Source organism: Aciduricibacillus chroicocephali (genome assembly GCF_030762805.1).
GTDB lineage: Bacteria > Bacillota > Bacilli > Bacillales > Amphibacillaceae > Aciduricibacillus > Aciduricibacillus chroicocephali.
The window spans coordinates 1386413-1400817 of sequence record NZ_CP129113.1; the positions used below are offsets into that span (position 1 = coordinate 1386413).

The 14405-nt window shown below is 42.6% G+C and carries 14 protein-coding genes; 2 read left to right on the forward strand and 12 right to left on the reverse strand.

Annotation, left to right across the window (positions count from 1 at the left end):
- Nucleotides 1-5 precede the first annotated feature (5 nt).
- From der to sleB, 6 genes are all read right to left on the reverse strand, one after another.
- Nucleotides 6-1316 carry a ribosome biogenesis GTPase Der gene (gene der, locus QR721_RS07240; RefSeq protein WP_348025520.1) on the reverse strand — a complete coding sequence of 437 codons (1311 nt, stop codon included), beginning with the start codon at nt 1314-1316 and terminating at the stop codon, nt 6-8.
- Nucleotides 1317-1499: 183 nt separating this feature from the next.
- Complete coding sequence (gene rpsA / locus QR721_RS07245; RefSeq protein WP_348025521.1) at nt 1500-2630, reverse strand: 30S ribosomal protein S1; 1131 nt, start codon at nt 2628-2630, stop codon at nt 1500-1502.
- A 76-nt stretch (nt 2631-2706) separates the two neighbouring features.
- Nucleotides 2707-3291, reverse strand: a complete 585-nt coding sequence (locus QR721_RS07250; RefSeq protein WP_348025522.1) for a lysophospholipid acyltransferase family protein — start codon at nt 3289-3291, stop codon at nt 2707-2709.
- Nucleotides 3292-3303: 12 nt separating this feature from the next.
- A complete protein-coding gene (cmk, locus tag QR721_RS07255) occupies nt 3304-4002 on the reverse strand; it encodes a (d)CMP kinase (RefSeq protein ID WP_348025523.1) in 699 nt (232 codons plus the stop codon).
- A 135-nt stretch (nt 4003-4137) separates the two neighbouring features.
- A complete protein-coding gene (gene ypeB / locus QR721_RS07260; RefSeq protein WP_348025524.1) occupies nt 4138-5469 on the reverse strand; it encodes a germination protein YpeB in 1332 nt (443 codons plus the stop codon).
- Between the two features lie 15 nt (nt 5470-5484).
- The gene (gene sleB, locus QR721_RS07265) at nt 5485-6216 is read right to left on the reverse strand and encodes a spore cortex-lytic enzyme (RefSeq protein ID WP_431189492.1); all 732 of its coding nucleotides are present in this window, start codon (nt 6214-6216) and stop codon (nt 5485-5487) included.
- Nucleotides 6217-6317: 101 nt separating this feature from the next.
- Between sleB and QR721_RS07270 the strand changes: the two genes are divergently transcribed.
- The gene (locus QR721_RS07270; RefSeq protein ID WP_348025525.1) at nt 6318-7271 is read left to right on the forward strand and encodes an asparaginase; all 954 of its coding nucleotides are present in this window, start codon (nt 6318-6320) and stop codon (nt 7269-7271) included.
- A gap of 43 nt (nt 7272-7314) precedes the next feature.
- On the opposite strand, the gene QR721_RS07275 is transcribed toward QR721_RS07270, so the two are convergent.
- From QR721_RS07275 to QR721_RS07300, 6 genes are all read right to left on the reverse strand, one after another.
- A complete protein-coding gene (locus QR721_RS07275) occupies nt 7315-8289 on the reverse strand; it encodes a YpdA family putative bacillithiol disulfide reductase (RefSeq protein ID WP_348025526.1) in 975 nt (324 codons plus the stop codon).
- A 90-nt stretch (nt 8290-8379) separates the two neighbouring features.
- Nucleotides 8380-9660, reverse strand: a complete 1281-nt coding sequence (locus tag QR721_RS07280; protein ID WP_348025527.1) for a Glu/Leu/Phe/Val family dehydrogenase — start codon at nt 9658-9660, stop codon at nt 8380-8382.
- Between the two features lie 86 nt (nt 9661-9746).
- Nucleotides 9747-10673, reverse strand: a complete 927-nt coding sequence (locus tag QR721_RS07285) for a D-alanine--D-alanine ligase (RefSeq protein ID WP_348025528.1) — start codon at nt 10671-10673, stop codon at nt 9747-9749.
- Nucleotides 10674-10718: 45 nt separating this feature from the next.
- A complete protein-coding gene (locus QR721_RS07290; RefSeq protein WP_348025529.1) occupies nt 10719-11300 on the reverse strand; it encodes a genetic competence negative regulator in 582 nt (193 codons plus the stop codon).
- A gap of 147 nt (nt 11301-11447) precedes the next feature.
- Nucleotides 11448-12995 (reverse strand): RecQ family ATP-dependent DNA helicase, encoded by a 1548-nt coding sequence (locus tag QR721_RS07295; RefSeq protein ID WP_348025530.1) that lies wholly within the window; start codon nt 12993-12995, stop codon nt 11448-11450.
- Entirely contained in the window at nt 12995-14056 is a 1062-nt protein-coding gene (locus QR721_RS07300) for a YpbB family protein (RefSeq protein ID WP_348025531.1), read from the reverse strand. The genes QR721_RS07295 and QR721_RS07300 overlap by 1 nt, the downstream gene beginning before the upstream one ends.
- 90 nt (nt 14057-14146) lie before the next feature.
- Here QR721_RS07300 and QR721_RS07305 point away from each other — a divergent pair, with 90 nt between their 5' ends.
- Nucleotides 14147-14398 (forward strand): ferredoxin, encoded by a 252-nt coding sequence (locus tag QR721_RS07305; RefSeq protein ID WP_348025532.1) that lies wholly within the window; start codon nt 14147-14149, stop codon nt 14396-14398.
- The last annotated feature ends 7 nt before the right edge of the window (nt 14399-14405 follow it).

Genomic DNA, 14405 nt, shown 5'->3' on the forward strand with positions numbered 1-14405 from the left:
TCCTCCTACTGCCTCTTACGGGCGAAGATTTTGATTGGCGTACCTGTAAAACTGAACGCTTCCCTAATGCGGTTCTCCAGGAAACGTTGGTATGAGAAGTGCATAAGTTCAGGATCATTGACAAAAACAGCGAAACTCGGTGGTTTGATTGCCACTTGAGCCGCATAGAAAACTTTAAGCCTTTTCCCTTTTACGGTTGGAGTCGGATTGACTGCCAATGCATCCATGATTACATCATTTAGCACGCTTGTCTGAATACGTTTTGCATGATTCTCACTTGCCGTTCGAATTGCAGGAAGAAGTGTATGCAATCTTTTCTTCGTTTTCGCAGAGAGAAAGACAATCGGCGCATAATCGAGATACTGGAAATGTGCCCGTACTTTTTCTTCAAACTCTTTCATTGTCTTCTCATCACGCTCAACGGCATCCCATTTGTTCACAACAATAATGACTGCCCGCCCAGCTTCATGAGCATAGCCAGCAATCTTCTTATCCTGTTCACGGATGCCGGTCTCTGCATCAAGCAAAACAAGGACAACATCGGATCGATCAATCGCTTTTAAAGCTCGCATAACACTGTATTTTTCTGTTGTTTCATAGACTTTACCACGCTTACGCATACCAGCAGTGTCCGTAATGACGTATTCCTGACCATCTCTAATAAGACGCGTATCAATCGCGTCGCGGGTTGTACCTTCAATATCACTCACAATGACTCGCTCTTCATTAAGAAGCGCATTGACTAGAGATGATTTGCCAACGTTCGGTCTGCCAATTAAGCTGAAATAGATCGTCTCCTCGTCATCATCCCTTGTTTCAAAAACAGGGAAATGGCCGACAACCTCGTCCAGCATATCGCCAAGACCAAGACCGTGTGAACCCGAAATTGGAAACGGCTCGCCGAATCCAAGTGAATAGTATTCATATACTTCATTTCTCATTTCAGGATTATCCATTTTATTTACAGCAAGGACAATTGGCTTACTGGACTTGAAAAGCATTTTTGCGACTTCTTCATCCGCAGCCGTTACACCTTCCCGGCCATTGATCATAAATATGATTACGTCCGCTTCATCGATTGCAACTTCGGCCTGTTGACGCATTTGATTTAGAAGTGGCTCATCACCAATCTCGATTCCACCTGTATCAATCAGGTCGAATTGGTGGGCAAGCCACTCGGCCTGAGCATAAATCCGGTCTCTCGTTACTCCCGGAATATCTTCTACTATAGAAATTCTTTCTCCAACAAGTCTGTTGAAAATGGTTGATTTGCCGACGTTCGGTCTGCCGACAATAGCTACTACCGGTTTCCTCATCAAGGAACATCCTCTCTCTAAGTCCTTACAGCTCACTTTAGAAACTAAACTTAAGCAAAGCATTTAGGACTTGTACAACTTTAATCATTCTAGCAAACCTTATATCGCTTCACAATCATTTTTACATAGCTTGCCCGTTACACGAAAAAAAGCCCCCGTTTCCGAAGGCTTTTCAGGAAAAACTTATTTGTATTTATCAAGCTTGTCGCCAATGAAGTCTCCGAGTGAGAAACTGCCTTGATCAGAGTCATCCTCATAATCACTATAATCATGATCAGTCGCCGTCGGCTCTTCCAATTCCTTAATACTCAAGGAAATGCGACCTTCTGCTTCATTGACATCGAGTACTTTCACATCGACTTTCTGTCCAGTTGAAAGAACTTCACTTGGCTTAGCAATGTGACGGTTGGCAATTTCAGAAATATGTACCAAACCTTCAACACCAGGGAATACTTCAACAAATGCACCAAAATCGGCAAGTCTTTTCACAGTACCTTCGACTACGTCACCTTTTTTGATTTTGTCACCAATGTTCTCCCATGGTCCTGGAAGAACTGCTTTACGTGAAAGTGAGATACGCTCGTTATCAAGGTCTACAGAAAGGACTTCCACCTTTACTTTGTCACCTTCTTTGACGACATCGCTCGCTTTATCAACATGCTCATGAGCGAGTTGAGAAATGTGAACGAGACCATCTACGCCACCGATATCTACAAAGGCACCAAAGTTCGTAAGACGCTGAACTGTACCTTCAATTACTTGACCTGGCTCAAGCGACTGAAGCACTTCGCCCTTTTTGTGTTCATTTTCTTCCTCTACAACAGCACGATGTGAAAGAATAATACGATTCTTCTCACGATCAAGCTCGATCACTTTTACGGAAAGCGTTTTCCCTTTATAATCTGAGAAATCATCAACGAAGTGTGTTTCAACCATAGAAGCCGGAATAAAGCCCCGCAAGCCTACATCTGCAACGAGACCGCCTTTAACGATTTCCTTAACAGTTGTTTCAAATACTACATTGTTGTCAAATTTCTCTTGAATGTCGTCCCAGGCTTTTTCGGCATCCATCGCTTTTTTAGAAAGAATTACCTCTTCGTCTGCTACCTTTTTCACCTTAAGTGTCAAAGAGTCGCCCTCATTCACAAGTTCATGTGCATTTTCCACTTGAACATTAGATAGTTCGATAAGTGGCACAATTCCTTCTGTTTTGTAGCTGATGTCAACAAGCACTTGCTTGTCTTCCACCTTAACTACTGTACCGGTTACAATATCACCCGGCTTGATTTCTTCAAAATTGGCAAATTCAGTCATTTGATGGACCTCCTCAAAAACTTATACTGCTTTTAATAACTTCTAATACTCACAGCGAATTGTCAAGCAAAGCACATTATACAGAATGCTGAAGATCGCGCAATTTGCGGATTTCTTCCATGATGGCATCGGCAGCTTCTTGAGCCGAAAGTTTTTCTTCACGGATGGTTCCCATGTCCAGTGGTTCTCCGTATATGACAAAAACCCTTTTGAATGGCTTATACTCACCGACAATAGCACATGGAATTACAACAGCATCTGATTTAAGCGCAAAAAATCCAGCACCAGCCAATGCTTTTCCTAGTTCGCCATTTTTACTTCTTGTTCCCTCTGGAAACAGTCCCAAAACCTTATTTTCCTTTAAGATTGTTAGCGCTGTTCTTAAGGCATTTCTATCACTGAGACCCCGTTTGACAGCAAATACATTCACTCTCTTCAGTATAGCTCCCAAGAAAGGGGCTTCAAGAAGTTCGCTTTTCGCCATGTAATGTACTGGTCTCTTCATTGTCATACCAACGACAGGTGGGTCAAAGTTGGAAATATGGTTTGCGCAGACGATGACCGGCCCACTTTTCGGTACATTGTGAAGCCCAATGACTTTTACTCTGAAAAGCGGTGTCAAAATTATTTTTACTAGGAGGCGTCCAAAAGCATACAGCATATGTATGTCACCTCAATCCTGACGAGAGCCGGAACGCTCCAGTGCTTTACTGCACTCAGCCAGTATGGATTCGGCAACTTGGTGGATTGTACATGATGTCGTATCAATCTCTACTGCATCGGGTGCTTTGACAAGCGGTGACGTTTCACGTTCCATATCCTGTTTGTCTCGCAGCGCAATCTCTTCTTGAAGTTTTTCAAGATCTGACTCAAAACCTTTGAGTAAATTCTCTTCATGTCTGCGACGCGCCCGTTCCTCGACTGTTGCTATAAGAAAAATCTTAACCTCAGCGTCAGGGATAACACGAGTGCCAATATCTCTTCCATCCATTACGACACCGCGTTTTTCAGCGAATTTCTGCTGTCTCTTGACCATTTCTTCACGGATAAGAGGATATTTCGCAATCTTAGATACGTTATTCGTCACTTCTTCTGTACGAATCTCCCATGTTGTATCAATGCCATCCAAGTAGACGCGCTGCCCAGTTTCACCCTGCTCCAACGTGATCTCTGTCTTGTCCAGCAGTTCAGCGAGCTGTTTTTCATCATCGAGGTCAAGACGGTATTCAAGTGCCTTGCTCGTAAGTGCTCTATACATAGCTCCAGTATCAATATAAATATAGCCTAGTTTATGTGCGACAATCTTTGCGACCGTACTTTTTCCCGCTGCAGCCGGTCCGTCTATTGCAATCGCTATTTTATGCTCTGTCATCTTTATTTATTCCTTCCCCTCATATAAAATCCCTATTTACTATACCATATGAGCATTGCAAATGCTTTTACGTTTTACTGATTTTCACTGCTCGTTAAATGAAAAAAAGGAGAGGTAAATCCCCCTCCTTCTTCATTAGCGAAAGTCGATGCCAGTACCTTCTAGGCGTTCCACTTTCTCTTCCTTGCCGCTATTGGCGTTGATATAAATTCTGTAAGTGATGTTTTTGTGGACACCAATGAATTCATGGCAGAGTACTTCATTTCCAAGTTCATTGGTTATCAGGGATAAGTAGTTTTCCTGAATATCCAGATTTGGGTTTACTTTGTCCCTTGCCTCATTGACACTAATCTTCGGTTTTTCAAGCTTGCGATCACGATGGTTCTTGAAATAGTTACGACCGGATAGACCGAGCAGATTACCATTATCTAGAGCTACCTTTACTTCTGCTGAGTCAGGATACAACCTTATGCCATCCTGGACTGGAAGGAAAGAATATGAACCAGCATTGTCATGTTCAGTTGAAGAAACAACTTCCATATTTTTAAAACCAAGATTCTTCAAGTACTGTGCGGCTTTTTCCCCACCTGTATACAGGCTTATTTTTTTGTTTGGAACAGGCCTGTTTACGAGGAGATTGAGAGGATGCCCGCCTTTTACAGATAGATCAAGCATGCCATTCCGATTCCCTTTTTCATAGACGATATTATAGGCAGCTACATTTGCCCCTTTACCACTTTTTTGGATTGTAAATGCCTTGTCATCAGTATCGCCCATGATTTGTTTTGCTTTGCGGAGAGCTTGGTCTTTTGAGTAGGCTTCACCTTGAATGTAATTTTTGTGATCCTTGTCTGCATTGCCTGCAAGTGAATTTCCTGCATTTGCTTCATCATATCCCGACACTTTTTTCTCTACAGTATGAAAACCGTCCATAATTGTATTGTCCATTTTCTCATTACGCTGTGCCAACGATTTTTCTGCATCGAGCCAACTCAAATTATTATTGAGAACGTCGCCCTGCAGCTTCCTCATATGGCTGTTAAGCTCACCGGACTGCTTATATAATGATGCCAGTGTTTTCGTTTCTTTATTTGTCAAAGGCTTGGCAGAAAGGTCACGAGCGGCTGTCTTATAAGAGAAATCCCCGATTTGTGATAAGAATTCCTCTGTCTTATTAAACGGCAGCATTGCGAGTGGCAACTGTCCAAGATTGCTTTGAGCATTGGATGTGATCCGCCAAATATCGAGCATTTGCGGAGAAAGTCTCTCTTTGGAATTCATTGCAAGTGTCGTACCAATTTTTTCATGTAAAATATCCATATTGTAGGTCAATTCATGAAAAGCTCGTTGATAATGGTTTTCTGCCTGCAAAGACACCATTGATTTTTCATTATTTGAGCGTGCAGCCCAGAAACTCGTACCAGCGATTCCTGCGGCAAGTAAAGCTATCGCAATCCATCTGTACATGCTAGATCCACCTTTCTACATGCAGAAAATATGTTTTCCTATCGTTTTGATTTGAGGTCTTGACCAAATCCATTTTGAAGTAGCCGTTTCTGGATTGAAATAATAAATAGCCTCACCCGTCGGATCCCAGCCATTGATTGCATCCATTACAGCTCGTCTTGCTTTATCATTTGGAGTCAGCCAAATTTGTCCGTCAGCAACCGCCGTAAAGGCACCCGGTTCAAATATGACACCTGAAATGGTATTCGGAAAAGAAGGACTTTCAATCCGATTCAAAATAACTGCGGCCACTGCTACTTGTCCCACATATGGCTCACCTCGTGATTCTCCATAAACGGCATTTGCCAAAAGACGAATATCATTTTCAGAAAATCCCGGTGGAACTGCGCTAGTCCCTCCGCTCACTTGTGTATTTGAAGCACCTTTTGTCGGCATGTTTTTTGTAGCTTTTACAAGTTTAGCCTTAGTTGAACCTCCTGCTAGACCATCGGGTTTCATGCCAAATGCTTCTTGGAAGTTCCTTAGTGACCAGTAAGTCCCCCATCCAAAAACACCATCAATCTTTCCTTTAAAGTAACCGAGAAATTTCAGTCTCGATTGCAGTTCAATAACATCGTCTCCTTTTGCTCCGCGTTGGATCACCTGCGGACTAAAGGCATGGACTTCACTTGATGGCAGCGCAGCCTGTACCCCACCGATTAAAAAATATAGTATAATAATTGAAAAGCATATCTTTCTTTTAATCATTTGTGAGCCTCCTGTGAATAATGTTCATTGGCTCTATTTTTAGGATTAATGGTTTTTTTATGCATCATCTGAATTTGAAAGTTGGAAAGTGAGTGCCTTTTATGAAAAAAATACTGTTGCTGCATACTGGCGGCACCATTTCGATGGCAGAGAATGAAGAAGGAACCGTAGGCCAACAGGATGATCATCCTTTGGCGGATTTCGCTTCACATATTGGTGCTGAAGCTGATATTGAAGAAAGAGTCGTTTTCAATCTTCCTTCTCCCCATATTGAACCTGATCATGTTTTGAAGCTTGCTGAAATTATTAATAATTCCGACGCGGATGGCTATGTCATTACACACGGTACAGACACGATGGAGGAAACAGCTTATTTGCTCGATTTGCTAACCGACAATCAAAAAACAATCATCATGACCGGGGCTATGAAATCAAGCAATGAACTCGGATCTGATGCGGCATCGAATTTGGCTGGGGCACTTATGACAGCAGTTTCGGACGAAGCGAACGGTTACGGAGTCCTCGTCGCCATGAATGGGGAACTTCATGCCTCTCGTGAAGTGTATAAAGCGTCCAGTATCAACCTGGCTGCTTTCAAAAGCATCAGTGGGCCGGTTGGAATATTGACCAAAACAGGACCTAGCTTTACTCACAAGCTGAGCCCGCTCAGTACCATTGACGCTAAAACGCTTGATGCTGATGTATATTTAATAAAGGCCTATGAAGGGATGAACGGTGAATTAATTGATGCTATTCGCAGCTTAAAGCCAGATGGACTTGTTATCGAGGCATTTGGGCAGGGCAACCTTCCGAAAACTTGTATGCCTGCATTGAAAAACGTCTTGCAGGATCGTTTGCCAATTGTTATTGTATCGCGATCAAATGAATCAATTGTTCAGCCAACATACAGTTATGAAGGCGGTGGCAGTGAACTCAAATCTCTAGGTGCAATTCAAGTATCAGGCCTAAGTGGCCAAAAGGCACGGCTGAAAATGCTGGCAGTCCTTTCAAAAACGAAAGATCTTGAAGAAATCAAAAAAATGATGCAAGCATAATAAAAAGCAGTCCGGTTGTCTTTAAAGACACCGGACTGCTTTTTTATTTTAGATTCCTCGCAATATGTTTCGCTATCTTTTCTCCGTGGAAGCGTCCATTTTCTATAAAAATTGAATTATTGTTATAACCTGCCGCCACAACTCCTGCGATATAAAGTCCGGGGACATTTGTTTCGTATGTCTCTTCACTATGGACAGGGCTTCCTGTAACCTTATCAATCTCTACACCAGCACTCTTAAGCAAGTTATAATCTGGATGATAACCTGTCATTGCAAAGACAAAGTCATTCGTAATTGTTTTAGTCTGCCCGTTTACTGAAAATGTCAGCTCTTGATCTGATATGGAAGTTGGTTCTGCATTGAAAATAAAGGTAACTTCCCCTTTTTCAACAAGGCTCTCCAGCAATGGCAATATCCACGGTTTAACGCTAGGAGAATATTCACTGCCTCTATAGAGAACTGTTACACGAGCTCCAGCCTTATGAAGCTCAATTGCCGCATCGACAGCCGAGTTCTTGCCCCCTATAACAACAACGTCCTTTTGATAATAAGGATGCGCCTCTTTGAAATAATGAGATACCTTTGGAAGGTCTTCTCCTGGTATGTTCAACATATTCGGTTGGCCATAGTAACCGGTCGCAACAATACAGTTCTCGGTCAAATATGTTCTCTGATCCGTAAGAACTTCAAATAGGTTCTCGTTTTTCTGTATGGTGAGTACTTTTTCATAGTTGCGTACACACAGTTCTTTACGCATTGCGACAGAACGGTAATAAGCCAAAGCATCTAGTCTGACAGGCTTTTGACTAGCAGTTATGAAAGCGACATTTCCGATTTCAAGCTTTTCGCTTGAGGAGAAAAATGTCTGGTGAGTTGGATAGCGGTAGATCGTTTCAGCTATATTCCCTTTTTCGATGATAAGCGGATCAATTCCTTGATTTTGCAACTCAATGGCAGCAGACATGCCACATGGTCCTGCACCGATGATGATTGCTCTTTGTTTGTTAAGTTCGGTCATCGTAACTGCCCTTCTTTCTATATTAAAAACAGGAAAAGCCCTTAGCCGGATTTCGGGCAAGAGCTTTTCGCAAACATATGTGGGAAAAAATTATACCCAACCGCGGAATCTGGAGGCTTCAGCCATTTTGCGCACTCCAATCATATAAGCGGCCAGGCGCATATCTACCTTGCGTGTCTCAGCAACACGATACACATTATTAAATGAATCGACCATTACTTTATGGAGTTTTTTGTTAATTTCTTCTTCCGGCCAGTAATATCCCTGATTGTTCTGTACCCACTCGAAATAGGATACAGTGACCCCTCCTGCAGATGCAAGGACGTCTGGAACAATTAATATGCCTCGTTCGGTCAAAATTTTTGTCGCTGCGTTCGTAGTTGGTCCATTTGCTGCTTCAACGATAATTTTGGCTTTGATATTTTCAGCATTTTCTTTCGTAATTTGATTGCCGACTGCTGCCGGAATGAGAATATCACACTCATTTTCAAGCAACTCTTTATTGGTGATTGTATTCGTAAACAATTTCGTTACTGTTCCGAAACTATCACGTCGATCAAGGAGATAGTCTATATCCAAGCCCTCCGGATCGTAAAGAGCGCCATAGGCATCAGATATACCGACAACAATTGCTCCGGCATCATGAAGGAATTTTGACAGGAAGCTTCCTGCATTTCCAAACCCCTGTACGATGACTTTTGCTCCTTTAACATCAAGGTCCATCTTCTTCGCAGCCTCGTGTATGCAAATCGTTACACCTTTTGCTGTGGCGGATTCACGACCGTGGGAGCCACCGAGAACAATCGGCTTACCAGTAATAAATCCTGGGCTATTATACTCATCAATACGGCTGTATTCGTCCATCATCCAAGCCATAATCTGTGAGTTTGTAAATACGTCTGGGGCTGGAATGTCTTTGGTCGGTCCAACAATTTGACTGATGGCACGGACATAACCCCTGCTCAGTCCTTCCAATTCGCGGAAAGACATTTCACGAGGATCACAAATTATTCCGCCTTTTCCTCCTCCATAAGGAAGGTCAACAATTCCCGCCTTCAGACTCATCCAGATTGACAGAGCTTTTACTTCATTCTCAGTGACATTCGGATGGAATCGGACACCGCCTTTAGTTGGGCCTACAGCGTCATTGTGCTGGGCGCGATAGCCTGTGAAAATCTTCATCGAACCGTCATCCATTCGAACTGGAATTCGAACGGTCATCATTCGGATTGGCTCTTTAAGTAATTCATATACTTCATCCGAATACCCGAGCTTATCCAATGCTCCTTTAATGACTGTTCTTGTAGATTCAAGCACTTCAAGATCTTTATCAGCCCGATTATTGGAAGATGCTGCTTTATCGGTTGCCATGAATGTACCCCCTACAGATCAAATATTAATCTTACTTTAAGTATACAGTTTGCCTTTGCATAAGGAAAACAGCGTAACTGAATAATTTACTCTGCCGTCAATCTGACAAACTGTTCAATCATATCTTCATAGGAAATGCCCTCGGCTCTTGCAGCATCAGGGAAAAGACTCGTTGGTGTCATGCCCGGCAATGTATTTACCTCAAGAATATATGGTTTTCCTTCCGGTGTTAACAAAAAGTCCACTCGGGAGTATGTTTCGCATCCAAGCGCCTGATGTGCCTTTACAGCATAATTCTGAATTTGCTCAAACAATTGCTTTTCAACTTCAGCAGGAACAATATGTTCGCTTCCGCCTGGAGCATATTTTGACTCATAATCATAAAGTTCGTTCTTCGGGATGATCTCGATAACAGGTAATGCCCGCTCTCTACCGCGCTTGCCGAGAACAGGGACTGTCAACTCTCTACCAGCTATGAAATCTTCCGCCAAGATTTCAGTATCACTTGAAGCTGCATATTCAACGGCTTCTTTTAACTGCTCTATATCTTTTATAATAGTTAAGCCAAGTGTTGAACCTTCCCGATTCGGTTTGATGACAAAAGGCGGCTGCCAGTTATCCGTCAGGTTGCTAATCGCTTCCTTTTGCTGTTCTTCTGTGTCAACATGGAACATTTCACTTTTTGCTACCGGAATGCCTGCTGCAGCAAAAGATTCCTTTGCCTTCGACTTGCTCATCGCAAGCGAAGAAGCGAGAACTCCAGAACCGACATAAGGTATGTCTAGCATGTCCAGAAGTCCTTGAATGCGACCGTCTTCTCCGAATTTACCATGCAGGCCAATAAATACAAGATCCACATCCAGCTTAATTATTTCATCAAGCCGTTCCGGATGAAAATCAATTCCTTGAACATCGTGGCCATTTTTCTTCAAAGCTTCAATAATTCCTTTTCCAGAGGAAAGCGATACTTCTCTCTCTCCTGATACGCCTCCGTATAAGACTGCTATTTTCATGATGAACACTCCTTGCTTCTTGCCCGAAAACTCAGGGCAAGAAGCTTAACTAAATTTTTCAATAATGGTTTTCACAGCTTGATTCGCCATAATGATTTTTCCATATTCTTCTAACCTGTATGATGTTACCATACTTGGATTGGCGAACTCGGATAAAATGGCAATGACATTTTCTTTGTTCTCACCATTCAAGTCGTTTTCATCAAATTTCATATAATACAGGCCTTCCATAAAGAAGACTTTGCCACCTGAAATTCCAAGTGCATTCAAATACCCGGACACTTGGATAACCGACTCGAACTCCTGAAAGGAGAAAATCAACTCACTGCTCTCATCCAGGGTAACTTTCATCTCAACATAATCATCGTCTTCCCAATCAAGATTCTTCGGCTTTTGGGTAACAACGACATGCATTCCCTGTGCTTGCATCATATTGACCTGAACGAGGAGCATGCCCTCGAGTTCAAAACCGAGCTCACTGCTTGCTTCATTCATCATGTCGCTGAACAATGTTCTGACGCTTTGTGCATCCTGCCAGAGGTCTTCTTTAGTAAATCCACGCTCAATCAGATCATCAAAGGTGAGAAAAATTGTAAATTGACTTTCAGAGACTCGTTCAATACGCATGGATCATTCTCCTTTTTGCCATCCTTTGTGACTGCCGGACGCTTCATCTGGAAGCCGCAGCAGCGGTTCACATGCTTTATTGTTTATTATATGTATTCCCGCAATGAATTGAACTTCACCTGCATTATTTGTGCAGCCCAGTTCTACTTACGGTTGCTTGTATTCTTGAAAACCGTTAAATAGAACATATCTCAGATGTTCTTTCCAGGAATGCGGGACTGTTTCGCGCGCTGTCTCTTCAGGATGCCTAAACATGTCAAGATCAAGACCGCAATGGCTGCAGCAGTTGATTTCGGGAATTGTGCACGTTGGCTGCAAATAGTCATACAGCGCCACTCTAAGGCATTTTTCCTCATTAAGCCAGTCAAGCATCGATCCCAACTTGGCTTTTTTGAACTGCAAGCGGCTGGAAACATGCTCAGCGATTTTAGTCGCGGCTTCTTTAACATGTGCTTTTTTTATCATAATGCGATTGTCTTTAATCATACCATGTTTTTCAAATTGATAGTAAAGAAAACGCCACTGGGTCTCTGTCGTCTGGAATAAATTCCAATACTCCGGACCTGTCCCAATTTCATCCCTTCCGGACCTTTCAAGACTTTCAAGTAAGCGGACTGCGTGAAAAACCATTGATTGTTCCGGCAATTCACTTTCAATCAGACGCAGTTGCAGATGGATATCCTGGTCACTGTATAAGAGAACACTCAAGCTCTGCATTCCGTCTCGACCTGCTCGGCCAATTTCTTGAATAAATGATTCAATATCTGATGGAAAATGATAATGCATGACAAGCCTGACGTCGCTTTTATTGATTCCCATCCCAAAAGCGCTTGTACAACATATTAAGTCAAGTTGTTTATTCATGAATTGTTGCTGGACAAGAATTCGATCTGTCTGCTCCATACCGCCATGGTAAAAGGCGATTGATTGGTTAGGAAAACATCCAATCAGGCGCTGGGCGACGTCCTCACAAGCGCTTCTGCTTGAAAAATAAATAATCGTCGGACCAAGGTTTTCTTTCAGCCAATCAGACATAATAGAAAACTTCTCTTCGTCGTTTTTTACATGTTCAACAGCAAGCGCAATATTTTCTCTGTCCATTGGATGGATATGTCGTTCCATATTGGGACGATCAAGTATTTGGATTGTTTCTTCAACTGCGGCATCTGTTGCAGTAGCGCTTAATGCGAGAATTTGCGGATTGCCCAAATTTCGGGCCACTTCTCCGAGCTTCATATAATCTGTACGGAATTCATGTCCCCACTGACTAATGCAATGAGCTTCATCAATGACGAGAAGAGCAATCTTGACATTGCTCAAGTATTGCATTGCCTGTGGTTGCTGTAGAAGTTCCGGCGATACATAAAGCAAGTCCAGTCTTTTTAACTGACCATAGATTCGATTTCTCTCTTCTCGGTCAACAAAACTATTAATCGCAGCGGCCCCTTTGTAATGCATTGCCTGCAGTTGCTTCACTTGGTCCATCATCAATGAAACAAGCGGAGTCACAACAATTGTCAGTCCATCAAGCAGTTTCGCCGGCAGCTGATAGCAGAGAGATTTCCCAGTGCCTGTAGGAAGGATACCGAACACGTCTCGACCTGCCAGCACAGACTCAATAATATCTTTCTGTCCTCGTTTGAATACTTTATATCCGAAGTATTGCTCCAGACTTTGTTCCAAAGGAGAATCCATCATACACTACCTGCCTTTCTCTCCATTCTCGCAAGCGCCAGCCGGATCTGAAAATAGTCCGTATCATCATTCAGCATCTCCTTTATTTCCTTCAATTTACTTGTTTTTGAATTGCGGATCATCTGCTGAATTTTAGACTCTTTCTCTTTTGACAAATAGGACTCTACATTAAATTCCGGTTCATGGAGAGCGATTTCAACAATATGATCATGAATCGTATTCAGCTTAAGATTACGCTGTTGAGCGATTTCTTGAGCTTCCATCCCTACATCAAGCATCTGTTTTGTAACGGCTGTTGAGCCTGCAACTGTTTTTGTGTTTCCAACTGACTCTGCACATGCGCGTAAAATAGGAAACATTTTTATGTTTTCTTCAATCAGCCGTAGCATCTCATGATGGATTGCTATGAGAAGCAGATGCATGTCCGAATACGTCATCTTATACTGTTGTGCCAGTTGTTCAAGGCTTAACCCATAATATTCATAACCGGATAGACGTGCAGTAAAGATTTCTGCTTCATTGCTTAAAAACCCTTTAAGCACCTCCAACAATTCTTCATAAATCTGTTCAAGGAATTCCATTTCCTTGCCGCGAATGCGCGTATAATAACTGCGTACCCAGTTGATTGCATTTCGATCGTCGGTAACAGCGATGAATCGGTTATTTCCGCCCCCCATATTGGAAACGGTTTGAATGAGCAAAAGCAACCGCTGCATGAATTGATTAGCAAGTCTACCGTATTTAAGCCCATTAAAATAAGAAAACGGTCTTTCCGGCAACTCCTTTAACCATATGTATCCCGCTTCCTTTACATTGACGGATTCTCTTTCTCCAAATGTAAGTTCAATGATTCCTTCTATTTGAGATTGGTGAATGATTTGCTCAAAAGCAACCTTGGGAAGTCCCGGATATACGCCATACAGTTTCTCAAGATGGAACAGATGGACATCTTGTTTTGTTTGGATGGAGCTTCGCCCGGTAATAAGATGATATGCAGCTGCAGAGGAACGGCTACCGCTCATACCGATTAAAGCATGCAAAATCGCTTGTTTTAATATCAACAGTCCATCACTCCATTTTTGCCTTCGTTGTAATTTAGTTGGCTTCATTATACAATATGCTTGTTCAGCAAGTGGAAGAAGGGATTTGAATTGGCACTTTTCACGATTGTCGAGCAGGAGACATGCATTGCATGTGGAGCATGTGGCATGAACGCTCCGGAAGTGTTTGACTATGATGATGAGGGGCTTGCCTTTTCCTTACTGGATGGAAATAAAGGCATAGCCGAGGTTGCAGAAGAATTGGAAGATGAGGTTATGGAAGCTTACTATGGCTGCCCAACCGACTCAATCAAGATCTCGGAGTTCGGTCCTTTTAATGGGGATCCGCAGAAGTTTGCATAGCCCTCTT